The following is an 18,217-nucleotide window of genomic DNA, read 5'->3' as shown; positions in this document are numbered from 1 at the left end:
GGCGCCTACCGTCGCTTACTTCACGAAAGCGTGAAAGTCGGGCTTGCGGCGTTCGTTGAAGGCGTTGACACCCTCTTTCGATTCGGCGGTGTCGTAGAACAGCTTGACGGCGTTGAGCGCCATCTGGCTGATCCCCCGGATATTCTCGCTGTCGGCGTTGAACGAGCGCTTGGCCAGCGCCAGCGCCGTCGGCGAGCGTTCGCCGATCGTGTCGGTCCACGCGTCGACCGCGGCGTCCAGTTCGGCTGCGGGCACGACCTTGTTGACGAGGCCCATCTCCAGCGCCTGCTGCGCGGTATATTGCTCGTTGAGAAACCAGATCTCGCGCGCCTTCTTGTCGCCGACGTGACGCGCCAGCAGCGCCGTGCCCCAGCCGCCATCGACCGAGCCGACCTTCGGGCCGACCTGGCCCATCTTGGCGGTGTCGGCGGCGATGGTGAGATCGCAGAGCGTGGCGAACACGTTGCCGCCGCCGATCGCGAAGCCGTTGACCCGGGCGATCACCGGCTTGGGGATGTCGCGGATGATCGACTGCAACTCGTCGATCGGCAGGCCGACGATGCCGCGCCCGTCATACTGCCCCTCGTGCGCGGACTGGTCGCCGCCGGTGCAGAACGCCTTGTCCCCCGCGCCGGTGAGCACGACCGAGGACACGCCTTTGTCGTCGGCGGCGAGCTTGAACGCCGCGATCAGCTCCTCGATGGTCTGCGCGCGGAACGCATTGTACAGCTTAGGGCGGTTGATGATGATCCAGGCGGCGCGCTTGCGCACCTCGTAGATGATGTCTTCGAACTCCGGTGCGGCCATGTCAGGCTCCTTTCCTCTCGGGATTCTTGTAGATCGCGGTGGCGCGCGCGACGGCCTCGCCGTCGACCGTCATCACCGCCTGGGTGAACAGCATCGTTCGGGTCGCCCTGACGAGCGTGACCGCCGCCTCCACCCACGCGCCGACCGGCGCCGGCGCCAGATAATCGAGCGACAGGCTGATCGTCGGGCTGTGCGGCCGGCCTTCCTCGGCCCCCGCACGGATCGCCATGAGCTGCATGTCGGCGAACGTCGCCATCGCGCCGCCGTGGCAGGCGCCGACGGGATTGCCGTGCCGCGCGGTCACGCGGAAGCCGATCCGGCCACGGCCCCGGTCGAGATAGACCGCGCCGAAATCGGCCCCGAAGCCGGGTCCGGGATCGGCACGTACAAATCCGTCGGGAACATCCTCCGCCACGGTACGATCAGATCATGTTCATGCCGCCGGCGACCGAGAAGGTCTGCCCGGTGATGAAGCTCGCATCGTCGGACGCCAGGAACGCGACGATGCCGGCATAGTCGTCAGGCTCGCCCATCCGCTTCAGCGGGATGCCGCGCACCATGGCGTCCTTCCACTTCACCGCGCGCTCGCCTTCGCCGAGCACCGATGCCATCATCGGCGTGTTCGTCGGGCCGGGGCAGACGACGTTGAGCAGCACGTTCTTGGAGGCCAGTTCGCGCGCGATCGACTTGGTGAAGCTGATGACGCCGCCCTTGCACGCCGAATAGACGGCCTCGGTGCTGGTGCCGACGCGCGCCGCGTCCGACGCGATATTGATGATGCGCCCGCCGCCGCGTGCCACCATCAGCGGTGCCACCGCATGATGCGTGTAGAGCGCGCCATACAGGTTGATGCGGATGATCTTGTCCCACAGCGGCTTCTCGGTGGCGAGGAACGGGGCCGGCTGATCCCAGCCCGCATTGTTCACCAGCGCCCAGACCGGGCCGAGATCCGCCTCGACAGCGGCGACGGCCGCCTGCACCTGCTCCTGATCGCCGACATCGACGGCATAGGTCTTGACGGTCGCATCGCCGGCCAGCCCGGCGGTCTCCTCGCCCGCCTCCGGCTTCAGATCGAAGATCGCGACCTTGCACCCCTCGGCCGCCAGCCGCAGCGTCAGCGCGCGACCGATCCCCTGCCCGCCGCCCGTGACGATGGCGACCTTGCCTTCAAGTCCCTGCACGCTTCATCCTCCTGTCAATCGTCATCGTCCGTGTCGCCGCCCGACATGGCGAGCAGCTTGCGCTTGAGCGTCACCAGCGTTTCGGCGGTAGTCTGCATCGCCTCGTCGGAAACGTCGGACAGGATCTCGTCCTCCACTTCGCCGACGTTGACGCGGATCGTGTTGACCAGCTTCGCGCCGGCCGAAGTGAGGTAGACGCGCCTGATCCGGCCATCGCGCGGATCGGCGCGGCGCTCGACATAACCCGCGCTTTCCATGCGCTCGATCAGGCCGCCCATGCCGACCTTGGTGACGTCGAGATCGGCGGCCAGCGCGGTCTGGGTCATTCCGTCGCGGCGCGACAGGAAGGCAAGCACCCACCATTGGGAGCGGGTGATGCCGACGGGCTTGAGCGCGCGATCGACGACGATCCGGCGCAGCCGCGAGACATCGTGAATGAGGAAACCGAAACGAAGGTTGGTATTAAGATCCTTGGGCACGACATCTCCCCTGATCGAGCGCAGCCAGAGGCTGTTACCCGAAACGTCGCCGCGCGACGCGGCCAAAAGAGGGTGCCTTGCGCCTATCATGAACCGGCCTCAAGCCGCCTTGGGCTTGGGGTTGAGCTTGCCCTTGAACATGTCGCGGCCGATGATCGTCTTCATGATCTCGATCGAGCCACCCGCGATCTTGACGATCCGCGCATCGGCATAGGCCCGGCAGATCGGATATTCCCACATATATCCCCAGCCGCCGAACAGCTGGAGGCACTTGTCGGCGGTTTCGCAGTGCAGTTCGGCCGTCGTCATCTTGGCCATCGCGGCATCGACCGAGTCGAGCTCGCCGGCCATGAACAGTTCGATGCAGCGATCGGTGAAGACGCGCGCCATCACCGAACGCGCCTTGAGATCCGCCAGTACGAACTGGGTGTTCTGGAAGTCGCCGATCGACTGGCCGAACGCCTGGCGCTCGGCGGTATAGTCGACCGTCCACTGGATCATCTCCTCGATGACGGTCGCCGATCGGATCGCCTGCGCCAGCCGCTCCTGCGACAGCTTGGTCATCATCAGCTTGAAACCCTGACCCTCGGCCCCAAGCATCGCCGAGGCCGGCACGCGCATGTCCGAGAAGAACAGCTCCGACGTATCCTGCGCCTTCATGCCCAGCTTCTCGAGGTTCTGGCCGCGATTGAAGCCGGGTGTCGTCGCATCCACCAGGAACAGGGACACGCCATTCGCTCCCGCCGCGCTGTCGGTCTTCGTCGCGAGGACGAGGACGTCGCACAGCTGGCCGTTCGAGATGAACACCTTCTGCCCGTCGATGATGAAATCGGCGTCGTTGTCGCCGGGCGCGGCATTGGGATCGCGCACCGCGCGGGTCTTCACCGCCTTCAGATCGCTGCCGGCGTGCGGCTCGGTCATGCCTAGCGAGCCGATCGCCTCACCCTTCACCATGCGCGGCAGCCACTGGCGCTTCTGCTCCTCCGTGCCGAAGCTCTTGATGTAGGTCGCGACGAGATCGGTATGGATCAGGAACCCCGGGCCGCTGGCGCCGACCCGCCACAATTCCTCGAACACGACCACGTCGAACAGATAGTCGGCGCCCAGCCCGCCATATTCCTCCGGCACGGTGCAGCACAGCAGCCCGGCCTCGCCGGCCTTCAGCCACAGCTCGCGCGGGACGATGCCGTCTTCTTCCCACTGCGCGTGGTAGGGCACGATCTCCTTCTCGACGAAACGGCGAACCGTCTCGCGCCACATATCATGTTCTTCGTTGAAGATGCGGCGTTCGATCACCGGACTGTTCCTTCGTTGGCAGGGGCGGCGCGCTCGGCCTTGTCCCGTTCGGTCGAGCGGCGGATGGCGTCACGCGCATCGTTCCACTGGGTGTCGGTCATGCTCGTGAGGTCGGCGAACGTGCCGGGGCCGGCGAGATGCTGCCCGCCGTCGATCGCGATCGTCTGGCCGGTCAGGTATCTGCAACCGTCGGACAGCAGGAAGACGATCAGGTTCTGCAGCTCGGCCATTTCCCCGAACCGGCCGAGCGGAACGGTATCGTCGCTCGTCGCGCTCGATTTCGCGCCGGGAATGGGACTGAGCTTCTCCCAGGCGCTCTCGGTCGGAAACGGCCCTGGAGCGGTGGCGTTGAGCCGGATGCCGTAGCGTCCCCACTCCACCGCAAGCGACATCGTCATGGCATGAAGCGCGGTCTTCGCCATCGCGGAGGGCACGACGAAGGCCGATCCCGTCCATACCCATGTCACCAGATTGCTGACGACCGATCCGGCGATGCCCTCGGCGATCCAGCGCTTGCCGGCGGCGAGCGTGACGTGGAAGCTGCCGTCCATCACGGTCGACGTCACCGCGCGAAATCCGCGTGGGCTCAGGTCCTTGGTCGGCGCGATGAAGTTCGCCGCGGCGTTGTTGACGAGGCAGGTCAACGGGCCCACCGCCCAGATGGCGTCCATCAACTGGTCGACCTGGTCGGCATCGCGTATATCGCAGACGTGCCAGTGCACCGCGCCCCCGATCTCCGCCGCGGCCGCTTCGAGCACGCTCGCCCGGCGCCCGCAGATATGCACGACCGCGCCCTTGGCGACGAGCGCCCTGGCGATCTCCTTGCCGAGCCCGGAACCGCCGCCTGTCACCAGGACCGACTTGCCGGCCAGCACGTCATCCAGAAAAATAGCGATGCTCACGTGTGGCAGTCCCCTCCCGGTGCGCGGCTGAACGCCATCGCTTCCGTCCGTCAACCTGTTTACAAGTATGTTCGATCCTGTCAACAAGCGGGTGTCGAACAGCAGAAGCGGTGAGGATGACCGAGAGATTCATATCGGCCGTCGGCGGATATCTGCCGATGCTCCGTCTCGATCGGGCGGCGGCGTCGAAGGCGCTGCGATTCGCCGGCCTTGGCGGCCGCGGCGGCGGGCGCCGGGCGATCGCCGGATGGGACGAGGATGCGCTCACGCTCGCTGTCGAGGCCGCGCGGCGACTCGGCGGCGATCGGCCGATCGATCGATTCGCCTTCGCCTCGACCTCTGCCCCCTTCTACGAGCGCGCGCACGCGGCGATCGCGCTGGAGGCGCTGGGATGGCCCGCCACGACGCGATCGAACGACGTCGCCGGGTCCCGGCGCTGTGCCGTGTCGGCATTGCTCGACGCGCTGCTGGGAAATGGTGAAGTGGTTGTCGCTGCCGGCGAACGGCGCCCCGCTCGCGCCGGCAGCCCGCAACATCTCGCCTTCGGCGACGGCGGCGCCGCCGCGCGGGTCGGAGATGCCGGTGGCGCGCGGCTGATCGGCCATGCCAGCCTGTCGCACGATCTGGTCGACATGTACGCCTCGCGCGAGATGCCGACGCCATACGCCTATGAGGAACGCTTCGTGCGCGAGACCGCCGCGCGCGAGGTGATCGCGCCGACGATCCGTGCGGCCTGCGCGGCGGCGGGGATCGAGCCGTCGGCGGTGATCCACGCGGCCGTCCACGAACCGCTTGGCGGCATGTGGCGGGACATCGCCAGCCTCACCGGCATGACCGCCACGAACCATGCCGGCGCGCTCGATGCGCAGGCGGGCGATCTCGGCGCGGCGCACATCCTGTATGCGATGGCACTGGCCTTCGCCGCATCCTCGCCCGGCGACATCGTCCTTGTCGCGGGGTTCGGCTCGGGCTGCGACGCGCTCGTCTTCGAGATCACCGGAGAGGTGACGGGCGCGGCGGACGCCGTGGCGATGCTGGGTTCCGGCCTTGTCACGCAGGACTATGTGCGCTTCCTGTCGCTGACCGGGGAGATCGATCTCGACTGGGGCGTCCGCTCGGAGACCGAGCAGAAGGCGCAGGGCACCGTTCTGGAACGGCATGGCCGCGATACGATCGGCTTCATCGGCGGTCGGGACGAATCGGGCAACGTGCAATTCCCCAAGAGCCGCATCCCCGTTCGACCCGGCGCGGCCGGCCCGGAAGCGATGACGGACGTGCGGCTGGCCGATTGCCCGGCGACGCTCGTTTCGGTCACTGCCGATCGTCTCAACTACACGCCCGATCCGCCCTTCTGGTTCGGGCTTGTCCAGTTCGACAATGGCGCGCGTCTGCCGATGGAGCTGGTCGACGCGGATGCGGCCGGCTTCACCGTCGGCGACGCGCTGCGGATGCGGCTGCGGATCAAGTCGATCGATCGCCGGCGCGGTTTCCGCACCTATTTCTGGAAGGCCGCGCCCGCCGCGCGGCCTTTGCTGGAGAACTGATCATGGCCACCGGGATCAAGGATCGCGTCGCGATCATCGGCATGGGCTGCACCGCGTTCGGCGAACATTGGGACAAGGGGCCGGAGGATCTGATGGTCGACGCGTTCGCCGAGGCGATCGCCGACGCCGGCATCGAACGCAGCCGGATCGAAGCGGCGTGGGTGGGCAACGCGCTGGACGACATCAACGTCGGCAACAGCGCGCTGCCGCTGGCGCACGCACTGCGGCTGGAGACGATCCCGGTCTCGCGCGTCGAGAATATGTGCGCGACCGGCACCGAGGCGTTGCGCGCGGCGGCCTATGCGGTGGCGGCGGGGGCCGTCGACATCGCGCTGGCACTCGGCGTCGAGAAGCTCAAGGACACGGGCTATGGCGGCCTGCCGCTGCGCACCAAGGGCCTCGCGAACGATCTGTGGATGCCGTACGGATCGGCGCCCGGCACCTTCGCCCAGTTGGCCGGCGCCTATACCGCGCGACACGGCGTCGACCCTGCCGACCTCAAGCGCGCGATGGCGCATGTTTCATGGAAGAGCCACCAGAACGGCGCCCGCAACGCCAAGGCGCATCTGCAGAAGCCCGTCGAGATGGACAGGATCCTGAACGCGCCGATGATCGCCGATCCGCTCGGCCTGTTCGATTGCTGCGGCGTGTCCGACGGTGCGGCGTGCGCGATCGTGACGACGCCGGAGATCGCGCGTTCGCTCGGTCGCATGAATCCGGTGACGATCAAGGCGATCCAGCTTTCGGCCAGCAATGGCTGGGAGATGCAATATGGCGAATGGGACGGCGCCTCGGTGCGCAACACGCAGGTCGCCGCCAGGCGCGCCTATGCCGAGGCGGGCATCGCCGATCCCCGCGCCGAGCTTTCGCTGACCGAAGTGCACGACTGCTTCTCGATCACCGAACTGGTGACGATGGAGGATCTTGGCCTCTCCGATGGCGGCCGCGCGATCTTCGACATTCTCGATGGCCGGTATGACAGCGAGGGCGCCCTGCCCTGCCAGATAGACGGCGGCCTGAAATGCTTCGGCCACCCGGTCGGCGCATCCGGGTTGCGCATGGCGTATGAAGTCTACACCCAGCTTCAGGATCGTGCCGGCGCCCGCCAGCGGGGCAAGGTCGATCTTGGGCTGACTCACAATCTGGGGGGGTCGCCGTACAACAGCGTGGCCGCCGTCTCGATTCTCGGTCGTCTGAACTAGGAGGTTGTCTTGGCAGGACTGTATTTCGAGCAATTCGAGATCGGGCGCGTGTTCGTCCACGAGATCCGCCGCACCGTGACCGACATGGACAACATGCTGTTCTCGTCGCTCACGTACAATCCGGCGGCGATCCATATCGACCACGCCTATGCGGCCTCGACGGAGTTCGGCAGGCCGCTGATGAACTCGATCTTCACGCTCGGCCTGGTGGTCGGCCTGTCGGTGCAGGATACGACGTTCGGCACCACCGTCGCCAATCTCGGGATGACGGATACGGTGTTCCCGAAGCCGGTATTCTCGGGCGACACGATCCGCTCCGAAACCACCGTCAAGGCGCTGCGGCCAAGCAAGTCTCGCCCGGGTCAGGGCATCGTCACCTTCGAGCATGTCGGGCTCAACCAGCATGACGAGGTGGTGTGCCGGACGACGCGATCCGCGCTGATGCTGGCGCGGCCGGCATGAAGCTGCGTTCGCTCCTGTTCGTGCCGGGCGACAGCGAACGCAAGTTCGCCAAGGCCCGCGGCATCGGTGCCGACGTGCTGATCCTCGATCTGGAGGATGCGGTGGCGCCGTCGCGCAAGGACGAGGCCCGCGCGACGGTGGCCACGCTGCTGGACGACACCGCGCCCCGCGATTTCGCCTTCTTCGTGCGGGTCAATCCGTTCGATACCGGGCTGACGCTGGCGGACATGGCGGCGGTGGTGAAGCCGGGCCTCGACGGCCTGCTGATCCCCAAGGCCAATGGCGCCCACGATATCGCACAGATCGGCCACTATCTCGACGCGCTGGAGCAGAAAGCGGGGATGGCGATCGGCACCGTCAGGCTGATGGTCGTCGCGACAGAGACGCCGGCGGCGATGTTCGCGCTCGGCAGCTACGCGCCGGTGCATCCGCGCCTCGTCGGGTTGACCTGGGGCGCCGAGGATCTCGCCGCCGCGATCGGCGCGACCGGCAACAAGGGCGACGACGGAAGCTGGACCTTTCCCTATCAGGTCGCCCGCGCGCAATGCCTGTTCGCCGCCGCATCGGCCGGCGTCGCGCCGCTGGACACGCTCTACGCCGATTTCCGCGACGATGCCGGCCTGGAGCGATCGTGCCGGGACGCCCGCCGCGACGGCTTCGTCGGCCGGATAGCGATCCACCCCGATCAGGTCGCCACGATCAACCGCTGCTTCTCGCCGTCCGACGCGGAGATCGCGGAGGCGCGCCTGATCGTCGACGCCTTTGCCGCGCAGCCGGATGCCGGCACGCTCGGCATCGGCGGCAAGATGTACGACATCCCCCATCTCAAGGCCGCCAGGCGCACGCTGGCCACCGTCGGAGAATGACCGTGAGCGATTCCCGCCCCCTCCCCACCCAGGAAGACCTCGACGCCATCCGCGAGGGCGTGCGCGCCGTCTGCGCACCGTTCGACGACGAATATTGGCTCGACCGCGACGATACCGGAGAGTTCCCGAAGGACTTTCATCGCGCGATGGCCGACGGTGGCTGGCTCGGCATCACCATGCCCGAGGAATATGGCGGCTCGGGCCTTGGCGTCACCGAGGCGATGACGATGATACGCGAGGTGGCGTCGTGCGGCGGCGGCTTCGCCGCCTCGTCCACCATCCATATCAATCTGTTCGGCCCGCACCCCATCGTCGTGAAGGGCACGCCCGATCAGAAGGCGCGCTGGGTGCCGCGGCTGGTTTCGGGAGAGGACCAGTGCTGCTTCGGCTTCACCGAGCCCGATGCCGGCCTCAACACGACGCGGATCAAGACCTTCGCGGAGAAGGTGCCCGGCGGCTATGTCGTCCATGGCCAGAAGGTCTGGACCTCGACCGCGCAGGTCGCCAACAAGATCATGCTGCTGACCCGGACGACCAAGTTCGAGGATGTGAGCCGGCCGACCGACGGCATCACCATCTTCTACACCGATCTCGATCGCAGCAAGATCGACGTGCACCTGATACCGAAGATGGGCCGCAAGGCCGTCGACTCGAACGCGATCTTCATCGACGGCCTGTTCATCCCCGACGAGGACCGGATCGGCGAGGAGGGCAAGGGTTTCGGCTACATCCTCCACAGCCTCAATCCCGAGCGTATCCTCATCGCGGCGGCGGCGATGGGCATCGGATCGGACGCCCTGCGCCGCGCAGCCAACTACGCCAAGGAACGCACCGTCTTCGATCGGCCGATCGGCATGAACCAGGGTATCCAGCATCCGCTCGCCGAGCGGTGGATGTATCTGGAAAGCGCGTGGCTGATGGTCCAGAAGGCGGCCGCGCTTTACGATAGCGGGCTTCCGTGCGGCGCCGAGGCCAACAGCGCCAAGTTCCTCGCCGCGCGCGCCTGCCACGATGCGGCCTGGCAGGCGGTGGCGACGCATGGCGGCTTCGGCTACGCCAAGGAATATCATGTCGAGCGCCTGTACCGCGAAGCCGCGCTGACCCGGCTGGCGCCGATCACCGAACAGCTCATCATGAGCTTCATCGCCGAGAAGGTCCTCGGCCTGCCCAAGAGCTATTGAGGACGACACCCATGGGAATGATGGACGGCAAGGTCGCGCTCGTCACCGGCGCCGGGCGCGGCGTCGGGCGCGGCATCGCGCTTGATCTCGCGCGTGCCGGCGCGGCGGTGGTGGTCAACGATCTCGGCGTCGCGCTTGACGGCAGCGGCGCAGACGAGGGATCGCCGGCCGAGCAGGTCGCCGCCGAGATCGTCGCGATGGGCGGCCGGGCGGTCGCCAATCACGACAGCGTCGCCGAGTGGGCCGGCGGCTGCGCGATGGTGAAGACGGCGATTGACCATTTCGGAAGGATCGATGCCGTCGTGAACAATGCCGGCAATCTGCGCGACGTGCTGTTCCACAAGATGACGCCCGACGATTTCGACGCGGTGCTGGCCGTGCATCTGAGGGGCAGCTTCCACACCAGCCGCGCCGCCGCGCCCTATTTCAAGGAGCAGGCGTCGGGCGCGTTCGTCCACATGACGTCCACCTCGGGGCTGGTCGGCAACATGGGCCAGGCGAACTACGCGGCGGCCAAGCTCGGTATCGTCGGCCTCTCCAAGTCGATCGCGCTCGACATGCAGCGGTTCAACGTCCGCTCCAACGCGGTCGCGCCGTTCGCCTGGACGCGCATGGTGAGTTCGATCCCCAACGAGACGCCCGAACAGCAGAAGCGCGTTGAGGGCCTGAAGAAGCTCGTCGCGGAAAAGATCGCGCCGTTCGTCGTGGCGCTCTGCGCGGATGAGGGCGCGCGGGTGACGGGCCAGATCTTCGGCGTTCGCAACAACGAGATCTACCTCTTCTCGCAGCCGCGCCCGATCCGCACCGCGCACACCGCCGAGGGCTGGACGCCTGAGGCGATCGCCGAGCGGGTGTTCGATCAGTTCGCCAATGATTTCTATCCGCTGCATCGATCGGGCGACGTCTTCACCTGGGATCCGGTATGAGCCTGGCGGCGGACCTGCGCGCCCGGCTCCGCCTGCCCGTCATGGCGGGTCCGATGTTTATCGCATCGACCGCCGATCTGGTGATCGCGCAGTGCCGCGCCGGCATCATCGGCTCCATGCCCGCGCTCAATCCGCGCAGCACCGCCGCGCTCGACGAGGATATCGCACGTATCCGCGAGGCCGTGGGCGGGGCGCCCTACTGCATCAACCTCGTCGCGCACCGCTCCAACGATCGCCTCCATGCCGATCTCGATGTCATCCTGCGCCACAAGGTGCCGATCGTCGTCCTGGCACTCGCCGCCAACGCCGATCTGGTCAGGGCGCTACAGGCCAATGGTTCGCTGGTCTTCCAGGATGTCATCAAGGACCGGCATGCGCGCAAGTGCGCCGAGATGGGCGTGGACGGCATCATCGCGATCGGCGCGGGCGCCGGCGGTCATACCGGCGATCTCTCACCCTTCGCGCTGATGCAGGAGATACGGCGCTGGTGGGATGGGCTGCTCATCCTGTCCGGCTGTATCGCCACCGGCCGATCGGTGCTGGCCGCGGAGGTGCTCGGTGCGGATCTCGCTTATATCGGCTCCGCCTTCCTCGCCAGCACAGAGGCGAACACGCAGGCCGCCTTCAAGCAGATGATCGTCGACAGCGCCGCCAAGGATATCGCGCTGACCAACTGCTTTACCGGCGTGAACGCCAATTTCCTGATCCCGTCGATCCGGGAGAACGGGCTCGATCCGGCGGCGCTGGTGCGCGCGGAGGGCGCCGAAATCAGCATCGCCGGTGGCGGTTCGAACAGCAAGGCGTGGCGCGATATCTGGAGCGCGGGCCAGGGGATCGGCGCGGTGACGCGATCGGAACCGGCGGCCGACTATATCGACTGGCTCGTCGCCGACTATGCAGAGGCGCGCGCGGCGATGGGCATGACGGCCTGACCGGGCTCGGCCAGCCATCTCGTCGAGACTTGGCCGTGGATTACCAGTCTGCAGGCGCGTGCTGCGTGTCCGCCGCCTCGAAACCGGCGGCCTGATTCCACGCCCGGTCGCGGGCCGCGCTCACCTGCCCCGCCGCGACGACGCTGTCGAACGAACGCGCCTTGAAGTCGGCACGCCCATCGACGCCGCTGGCGTCGATCAGGGCCTCGACCGCCTCGCCGATCCGACAGGTGGTGGCGCGCGCATCCGCCGGCGTGTCGACGCTGGCGGCGTCGATCGCCGTGCGCAGCGCAGCGGCGGCCGCCATCGTGCGTTCACCCCCCGCCGCCCCGTCGCAAAGGTCCCGTGCAAGGGCGAGCATCGCATCGGCCTCGCGCCGTTCGAAGCGCGCCGCCGCGTCGATATGATCGCGCAGGATGCCGATATGGGCGAGGACGAGCGACGCCTGCTCGATCGCCAGCGAACGGTCGGCCGGAAGCGCCGGCAGGATCACCTCGGCGAGTGCGCGCGCCATGCTGTCGAGGCGATCGTCGATCGAAGGGATCACGAGGCAATCTCCTGCCGCAGAAGATCGCACATCTCGGCGTGGAAGATATGCCCCGCCGGCGCGATCCAGGTGAGCAGCACGTCCTGATGGTTGTGGTGATCGCGGGCCGATCTCAGCCCGGTCGCCAGCACGATGATGATGGTCTTGTACGCCGCCAGCACCTCGTAGAAGCGCAGCGTGCGGCGGTCGACGCGTCGGCCCGACGCCGCCTCGTACCGCGCGATCATCTCCTCGCGCGGATAGAGCCCGCTTGCCCGATAGGCGCCATCCTCATAGGCGCCGAACGCACGCTGCATCGCCCAGGCCAGGTCCTCGTGAAAATCGCCGATATGGGCAAGTTCCCAGTCGAGCACCGCGACGATCTCGCCGCTCTCCTCGTCGAACAGGTAGTTGCCGGTGCGATAGTCGCCGTGGACCAGCACCAGTTCGTGTGCGGCGGGAAGATTCTCGCGCATCCAGCGCTCGGCCATCGCGACCGCCGGGATCGGGTGGACGCGATCCTCGCGCCAGACCTGCGCCCACCAGTTCAGCTGCCAGCGCGCGGCCTGCTGCGGATCGGCATCGGGCACCTGGAACGTCGGCAGATGCGCGGTCCGCCAGTCGAGCGCGTGGATCGCGACCAGATGATCGATGAACTGCGGGCCGATCCGCTCACGCAGGTCAGCGCCCAGCAACGTGCCCAGCCCGGAGACCGTTCGGCCGTTATGGCTCGGCTTCGTGACGCCGCCGACGAAGCGCATGATCGCCCCCGGCTGACCGAGCCTGTCGCCCTCGGCGTCGAGCCAGACGGGTTCGGGCGCAGGCACGATGCCGCGAAAGACGTCCAGTATCTCAAACTCGCGGCGACGATCCGATTCGGAAATCGATTGCGCCGGCTCCATGCGCAGCACATAGCGGCCCGCATGCTCGCCATCGGCGATGGTAAAGCTGAACTGCTCCTTCGACGCCCCGCCGCCCATCCGCTGCAGCGCATCGGCGCGCGCACCCGGCGCCTCCTCGGCAAGAAAGGCGTTGAGACGCGCCTGGACATCATCCTCGGTGCGCGCGCGATAGACACCGGCGGCCTTGCGCAGCCGGCGCCTGTCCAGGACCGCGGCGACGGCCGGCTCGATGTCCCGCATATTTCCGACCTTGCCGACTGGCACGGCCTCGACGTCGGGCTCCGCCGTCATTTGCCGAACTGCGCGACGTGCTGCCTGGCGAACTGGTAATAGGTCATGTTCCAGCAGAATTCGCACCAGCCGCTGCCGGTCTCTCCTTCGATCTCGACGATGGTCGCGCCTTCGTTGAGCATGATCATCGGATCGGCATCGTACTGGAACTTGGCGAACACCTTGCTCGCGATCGCGGTGGTACGGCCGGCGGCGTCCACTGCCACGACGTCGATCGATTCGTGGTGCATGTTGTCGTCATAGACGAAATCGTAGCGGACGCTGCGGATCTCGCTCATGCGACCGTCCTTGAACACGTAGCCGCGCAGCAGCGTGCGACCGAAGGACTGCATCTCGAAGAAATGCACGGCAGCGCTCGCGGTCGTCGCGTGAAACCACTTATAGTGCTGATTGAGTCCCCAGATGCGCGTGCCCCAGCTATGGTCGCGCTGCATGAAGGTATCGATCTCGTGCCGCGTTCCGTCGATCGTCAGCGTGCCGGTCAGCCGGCCATGTTGCTCGGTGCGATCGTCCGCATAGTAAGACGGGCAGCCATCCTCGTGCGAGCTGAAGGCATAAGGAGGGTGCATCGCCTCATAATGGCATTCGATCTGGACGCGCTGGCCCTGAAACGACAGATCGACGCTGCGATGCGGTTCGCCGAGCCGCATCGTCAGGCCGCTGACCTGCCAGTCGTGGAAGGTCATCGAATCGGGCACGGGCACCTCTTCGAACCGTTCCTTGACCGGCTCGGCCAGGGAGGGGCCGAACAGGCACACCGCCGAACCGGCCAGCCCCTTATTGTCCACCCACGGGTAGAGGAAGCCCGCCAAGCCCTTCTCGGGCAGCGCGAACATGAATGCCGCCGCCTCGCGCGCATGCGATTCGGCGCTCAGCCGGTGCCGGTCGTCATGCTCGTCCGCGAGCGTCGGGACGTCCGAAACAATATCCTCAAAGCGCATGGGGCATCCTCTCCGGGACGCATCCTGCCGCGCGTCCGACGACATTGGACTTATCGTAAAGCGGTGTTCTTGTTCAAGACGTTTTGATGCGAGATCAGGATGACGAACATGGCTGACTGCTCGGCCAATCGCGCGATTCACCGCCCCGACAGCCCGTTTCCCCCTGCCCGGTGCGCACCTGACGCCCTTGCGAAACGCAAACTGGTGAACTAGTCTGTGGGCTGAGATAGAATGGCCGCGGGCTTCGGCAAGAAGGCGGCAGCAGGAGAGCGCAGGATGATCGTCGATCAGGACGCACAATTCCATTTCACCGAACAAAGCGCGTGGAATTGGGTGGAGACGCTCGCTCTGCCGTTCGCCGTGCCGGACGCCAATATCAATGCCACGGTCTATGTCGTCGCTCGGCCGCGGCTCGGCGTATGCGCCGTCGATATCACGATCATGGACAAGATCACCGACCTCTGGGAGGAACAGCTCTACGTCGACGACATGCAGCATCTTCCCTGCCCGAAGGACTTTACCGCCTTCACGCTCGAAAACGGGTTGTCGATCAAGGCGGTCGATCCGACGCGCCATTATCGCGTGGACTATGAAGGGTTCGACGATACGAGCTTTCATCTCGACTATGTCGCGCTGCATGCGCCGTTCGACATCAACGATCCGGCGATGGATCCCACGGCCGCCGCGCGCGTCGGTCCGGCGTGGGACACGTCATGGTCGGGCCATTACGATGTGACGTATCGCATTACCGGCGAGCTGGTCGTTCGCGGCAAACGCTACCGGGTCGATTGCGTCGATACGGGCGACCGGAGCTGGGGACCGCGCGAGGAGCGTGACAATTCGGCGGTGATCTGGTGGCACGCAAGCTTCGGCGAGGCGCTGACCTGCCACCTGTTCACGGTGCACGATCTGGCGCGGCGCGACTCACTCGGGCCACATGTCAGCGGCTATGTGCTTGACGACGGTGGACTTTACGGCGTCGTCTCGTCAACCGGCACGCAGGAATATCGCAACGCGATGCCGATGGGCGGGATGGTCGACGTGGTCGACACGCGCGGCAAGGCGTTTCGCTTCACCTACTCCACGGTCAACGGCTGCTACTGGGCGCCCTATCCATCGAACACCTATCTGCAGGCGTCGATGCGGGTCGCGCACGGGGATCTCATCGGCAACGGCGTGCAGCAGATCGGCCTGAGTCGCGTCTACACGACACGCAATCGCGGCCTGATCCGCGCGCGCACCTAGATCCGGACGAAGCTGGCGCCCGATCGCCGTCGGCAGCGCGAGCGATCACGACGGCGCAAATAATTCTTGTAAACACGTTTACGTACAGGTACGACCAAGATCACAGCCGACGACAGTTCGGCATGCGCGAGCGCCCGGGCCAACCGGCGCGTCAGGAAATGGGAGAGGATGATGATGACCTTGCGGACGGCTTTGCTGGTCTCTGGCGCAGCGACGCTGTTGGGCGTTGGAACTCCCGCGTTCGCACAGATAAGCAGCAGCGGGCAGGCCACGCCGCCGGATGGCTCGCAGCCCGCGCAGCGGCCGGCCGATGGCGACCAGACGGAGATCATCGTCACCGCCCAGCGCCGTTCCGAGGCTCTCCAGCGGACGCCGGTGGCGGTGTCGGTCCTCTCGGGCACCACGCTCGCCAACCAGGCGATCTCGTCCGAGCGCGATCTCCAGGTGGCGGTGCCGGGGCTGACCGTGCGTGCGTCGCAAAACGACAACCAGCTCAACTATTCGCTGCGCGGCCAGACTGTCGATACCTACTCGAACTCGCTGCCGGCGGTGCTGCCCTACGTCAACGAGGTGCAGGTCGGCGGCGTTGGCCAGAGCGCCTTCTATGATCTGCAGTCGGTGCAGGTGGTCAAGGGTCCGCAGGGCACGCTGTTCGGCCGCAACGCCACCGGCGGCGCGGTGCTGTTCACCACCGCCAAGCCGACCGAGGAACTGTCCGGCTACGGCTCGGTCGGCGTCGGCCGCTTTGACGAGATGCGCGTCGAGGGCGCGATCGGCGGCGCGCTGGTGCCCGACGTGCTGCGGGTGCGCGTCGCCGGCTCCTACCGCGTGCGCGACGGCTATCAGACCAATCTGTTCTACGGCTCGCGGCTGGGTGAGATCGATCGCAAGGCGGGCCGCCTCAGCGTCGATTTCATGCCCACCTCGACGATCACGAACAGCCTCGTCGTCGATTATCTCAACGACGACGGAACCAGTATCGTGGCGCCCGTCTACAGCGTGCTGCCGCCCAGCGCGAACGTGCCCGGCAACCCGGTCGTCCCCAACAACGTGCTGATCCCGGGTCTTGTCCAGGCCGGCATCGATCAGCGCGCGCGCGGGCCTTATACGGTCAACGTCGACTCCCTCAACTCCCATCATCTCACCAAGGTGGTGGTGTCGAACATCACCTCGTGGAAGATCGGTGAGGACACTACGATCAAGAATGTGTTCGGCTATGTCCGCACCAAGTTCTTCGACGGCGGCGATATCGACGGCACGCAGTTCGGCATCGACGGTCGCGGCACCGCCAAGACGGGCGAGCTGGGCAGCTTCGGCGTGATCCGGCAATATTCGGACGAGCTCCAGCTGCTCGGCAAGATCTTCGACGACCGGCTCGAATATGTCATCGGCGGCTATGCGGCGGATATTCGCGACCACACGGTGAACAACAGCTTCATCGAGGCCGAGCTGGGCGCGCCGGTTCAGATCAACGCCGGCACGACGCGCAGCCGATCGATCGCGGGCTACACGCAGGCCACGTTCGACACCGGGCTGGCGGGCTTCAAGCTGACGGGTGGCGTTCGCTACACCTCGGAAGAGGTCACGTTCGCGCGCGACGCCAACGATCTCTACAGCCCGACCGCGAACCCGACGCTGGTGCCCTTCTACGCCGATGGGCGGTTCATCGCCCCGCAGAAGGACACGTTCAGCCGGCTGAGCTGGACGGCGGGCATCAACAACCAGGTCACGTCGAACCTGCTGCTGTATGCGAAGGGCAGCCGCAGCTTCCGCAGCGGCGGCTTCAACAATCAGGGGCCGCCGACGCCGGGGTTCGCGGATCAGTCGGGCGGCGAGTACCGGCCCGAGGTCGCGACCGATGTCGAGGGCGGCGCCAAATATCACGGCTATCTCGGCACCATGCCGGTGAACGCCAACCTCGCCGTCTATCACACCTGGGTCGACAACGTTCAGCGCGCCTTCTACGGCTCGATCTACGGGTTCATCGCGGCGACCACAGTGAACGTGCCGCAAGCGCAGATCACCGGCGTCGAGTTTGACGGCAACATCCGGCCGGTCAGCTGGCTGACGCTGGGCGGCAACATCAACTACACCCACGCTCGCTTCACCAAGAACCGCGTCGCGGTGCTCGGAACCGACGGCACGACGGCGATCGCCATCTATGACAGCTACCCCGATACGCCCAAATGGTCGGGGCTGGCCTATGCCGACGTGACCGCGCCGGTGACGGAGCGGGTGAACGCGGTGCTGCACGGCGATGTGTTCGCGCAGACGTCGAACTTCTTCAGCTCGACCGGCCGTTCGCTCAATCCCGGCACCAAGATCCCCGGCTACGCCGTCGCCAACTTCCGCGTCGGGCTTGAACAGTCCGGCGGCAAGGGCTGGGCGCTGTCGGGCCTCGTCAAGAACGCCTTCGCCAAGACCTATTATACGGGCGGCATCGGCTTCGCGAGCATCTTCGCGCTCAGCGTCGCCGTGCCGGCGGAGCCGCGCACCTTCCTGATCGAGGCGCGATACCGCTTCTGAGCCCGGCG

General features: G+C 66.5%; 19 protein-coding genes. 9 read left to right on the top strand and 10 right to left on the bottom strand.

All coding sequences use genetic code 11. The features are described 5' to 3' along the window. Nucleotides 1-15 precede the first annotated feature (15 nt). The 6 genes from GNT64_RS17525 to GNT64_RS17500 are packed head-to-tail and all read right to left on the bottom strand — an operon-like array spanning nt 16 to nt 4,638. Nucleotides 16-807, bottom strand: coding sequence for an enoyl-CoA hydratase-related protein (locus GNT64_RS17525; protein ID WP_156680685.1), 792 nt, complete (start codon nt 805-807; stop codon nt 16-18). A gap of 1 nt (nt 808) precedes the next feature. Then, the gene (locus GNT64_RS17520; RefSeq protein WP_156680684.1) at nt 809-1,222 is read right to left on the bottom strand and encodes a PaaI family thioesterase; all 414 of its coding nucleotides are present in this window, start codon (nt 1,220-1,222) and stop codon (nt 809-811) included. Nucleotides 1,223-1,229: 7 nt separating this feature from the next. Continuing rightward, complete coding sequence (locus GNT64_RS17515) at nt 1,230-1,988, bottom strand: glucose 1-dehydrogenase (protein WP_156680683.1); 759 nt, start codon at nt 1,986-1,988, stop codon at nt 1,230-1,232. A 14-nt stretch (nt 1,989-2,002) separates the two neighbouring features. Next, nucleotides 2,003-2,533 (bottom strand): MarR family winged helix-turn-helix transcriptional regulator, encoded by a 531-nt coding sequence (locus tag GNT64_RS17510; RefSeq protein ID WP_197277065.1) that lies wholly within the window; start codon nt 2,531-2,533, stop codon nt 2,003-2,005. A gap of 33 nt (nt 2,534-2,566) precedes the next feature. Further along, on the bottom strand, nt 2,567-3,763 hold the full coding sequence (locus GNT64_RS17505; protein ID WP_156680681.1) for an acyl-CoA dehydrogenase family protein: 1,197 nt from the start codon (nt 3,761-3,763) through the stop codon (nt 2,567-2,569). Continuing rightward, nucleotides 3,760-4,638, bottom strand: a complete 879-nt coding sequence (locus GNT64_RS17500; RefSeq protein ID WP_231639077.1) for an SDR family oxidoreductase — start codon at nt 4,636-4,638, stop codon at nt 3,760-3,762. Before GNT64_RS17500 ends, GNT64_RS17505 begins: the two co-directional genes overlap by 4 nt. Before the next feature lie 29 nt (nt 4,639-4,667). On the opposite strand from GNT64_RS17500, the gene GNT64_RS17495 reads away from it, so the two are divergent. From GNT64_RS17495 to GNT64_RS17465, 7 genes are read left to right on the top strand one after another with little or no spacing between them, the layout of a single operon-like run. Continuing rightward, complete coding sequence (locus GNT64_RS17495) at nt 4,668-6,209, top strand: hypothetical protein (RefSeq protein WP_156680680.1); 1,542 nt, start codon at nt 4,668-4,670, stop codon at nt 6,207-6,209. Between the two features lie 2 nt (nt 6,210-6,211). After that, nucleotides 6,212-7,411 (top strand): acetyl-CoA acetyltransferase, encoded by a 1,200-nt coding sequence (locus GNT64_RS17490; RefSeq protein WP_156680679.1) that lies wholly within the window; start codon nt 6,212-6,214, stop codon nt 7,409-7,411. 9 nt (nt 7,412-7,420) lie between these two features. After that, nucleotides 7,421-7,873 (top strand): MaoC family dehydratase, encoded by a 453-nt coding sequence (locus tag GNT64_RS17485; protein WP_156680678.1) that lies wholly within the window; start codon nt 7,421-7,423, stop codon nt 7,871-7,873. Then, nucleotides 7,870-8,739 carry an HpcH/HpaI aldolase/citrate lyase family protein gene (locus tag GNT64_RS17480; protein WP_156680677.1) on the top strand — a complete coding sequence of 290 codons (870 nt, stop codon included), beginning with the start codon at nt 7,870-7,872 and terminating at the stop codon, nt 8,737-8,739. The genes GNT64_RS17485 and GNT64_RS17480 overlap by 4 nt, the downstream gene beginning before the upstream one ends. A gap of 2 nt (nt 8,740-8,741) precedes the next feature. Then, nucleotides 8,742-9,920 carry an acyl-CoA dehydrogenase family protein gene (locus GNT64_RS17475; RefSeq protein WP_231639076.1) on the top strand — a complete coding sequence of 393 codons (1,179 nt, stop codon included), beginning with the start codon at nt 8,742-8,744 and terminating at the stop codon, nt 9,918-9,920. Between the two features lie 11 nt (nt 9,921-9,931). Beyond that, nucleotides 9,932-10,846, top strand: coding sequence for an SDR family NAD(P)-dependent oxidoreductase (locus GNT64_RS17470; protein WP_156680675.1), 915 nt, complete (start codon nt 9,932-9,934; stop codon nt 10,844-10,846). Between the two features lie 53 nt (nt 10,847-10,899). After that, nucleotides 10,900-11,778, top strand: a complete 879-nt coding sequence (locus GNT64_RS17465; RefSeq protein WP_338420391.1) for an NAD(P)H-dependent flavin oxidoreductase — start codon at nt 10,900-10,902, stop codon at nt 11,776-11,778. A 40-nt stretch (nt 11,779-11,818) separates the two neighbouring features. Here the strand turns inward: GNT64_RS17465 and GNT64_RS17460 are convergent, their stop codons facing one another. From GNT64_RS17460 to GNT64_RS17450, 3 genes are read right to left on the bottom strand one after another with little or no spacing between them, the layout of a single operon-like run. Further along, the gene (locus tag GNT64_RS17460) at nt 11,819-12,325 is read right to left on the bottom strand and encodes a hypothetical protein (RefSeq protein ID WP_156680673.1); all 507 of its coding nucleotides are present in this window, start codon (nt 12,323-12,325) and stop codon (nt 11,819-11,821) included. Beyond that, the gene (locus GNT64_RS17455) at nt 12,322-13,446 is read right to left on the bottom strand and encodes a phosphotransferase family protein (RefSeq protein ID WP_231639075.1); all 1,125 of its coding nucleotides are present in this window, start codon (nt 13,444-13,446) and stop codon (nt 12,322-12,324) included. Before GNT64_RS17455 ends, GNT64_RS17460 begins: the two co-directional genes overlap by 4 nt. Nucleotides 13,447-13,493: 47 nt before the next feature. Then, entirely contained in the window at nt 13,494-14,579 is a 1,086-nt protein-coding gene (locus GNT64_RS17450) for a DUF7064 domain-containing protein (protein WP_156680671.1), read from the bottom strand. A 90-nt stretch (nt 14,580-14,669) separates the two neighbouring features. Between GNT64_RS17450 and GNT64_RS17445 the strand changes: the two genes are divergently transcribed. Beyond that, entirely contained in the window at nt 14,670-15,683 is a 1,014-nt protein-coding gene (locus tag GNT64_RS17445; RefSeq protein ID WP_156680670.1) for a DUF7064 domain-containing protein, read from the top strand. On the opposite strand, the gene GNT64_RS21635 is transcribed toward GNT64_RS17445, so the two are convergent. Further along, nucleotides 15,680-16,021, bottom strand: coding sequence for a hypothetical protein (locus tag GNT64_RS21635; protein WP_197277064.1), 342 nt, complete (start codon nt 16,019-16,021; stop codon nt 15,680-15,682). The two genes, GNT64_RS17445 and GNT64_RS21635, sit on opposite strands and share 4 nt — an antisense overlap. Here GNT64_RS21635 and GNT64_RS17440 point away from each other — a divergent pair. Then, the gene (locus tag GNT64_RS17440; RefSeq protein ID WP_277873279.1) at nt 15,903-18,209 is read left to right on the top strand and encodes a TonB-dependent receptor; all 2,307 of its coding nucleotides are present in this window, start codon (nt 15,903-15,905) and stop codon (nt 18,207-18,209) included. The two genes, GNT64_RS21635 and GNT64_RS17440, sit on opposite strands and share 119 nt — an antisense overlap. Nucleotides 18,210-18,217 lie beyond the last annotated feature (8 nt).

Origin of the sequence: Sphingomonas profundi (assembly GCF_009739515.1) — a bacterium.
In the GTDB taxonomy this organism is placed as follows: Bacteria; Pseudomonadota; Alphaproteobacteria; order Sphingomonadales; family Sphingomonadaceae; genus Alterirhizorhabdus; species Alterirhizorhabdus profundi.
The sequence above is the reverse complement of the archived record's forward strand: the minus strand, read 5'-3'. Positions and strand labels throughout refer to the sequence as shown.

Coding starts and splice junctions, on each gene's coding strand:
- GNT64_RS17525 (WP_156680685.1), bottom strand. CDS start 807: ATGGCCGCACCGGAGTTCGAAGACATCATCTACGAGGTGCGCAAGCGC.
- GNT64_RS17490 (WP_156680679.1), top strand. CDS start 6,212: ATGGCCACCGGGATCAAGGATCGCGTCGCGATCATCGGCATGGGCTGC.
- GNT64_RS17480 (WP_156680677.1), top strand. CDS start 7,870: ATGAAGCTGCGTTCGCTCCTGTTCGTGCCGGGCGACAGCGAACGCAAG.
- GNT64_RS17470 (WP_156680675.1), top strand. CDS start 9,932: ATGGGAATGATGGACGGCAAGGTCGCGCTCGTCACCGGCGCCGGGCGC.
- GNT64_RS17465 (WP_338420391.1), top strand. CDS start 10,900: ATGTTTATCGCATCGACCGCCGATCTGGTGATCGCGCAGTGCCGCGCC.
- GNT64_RS17455 (WP_231639075.1), bottom strand. CDS start 13,446: ATGCGGGACATCGAGCCGGCCGTCGCCGCGGTCCTGGACAGGCGCCGG.
- GNT64_RS17445 (WP_156680670.1), top strand. CDS start 14,670: ATGGCCGCGGGCTTCGGCAAGAAGGCGGCAGCAGGAGAGCGCAGGATG.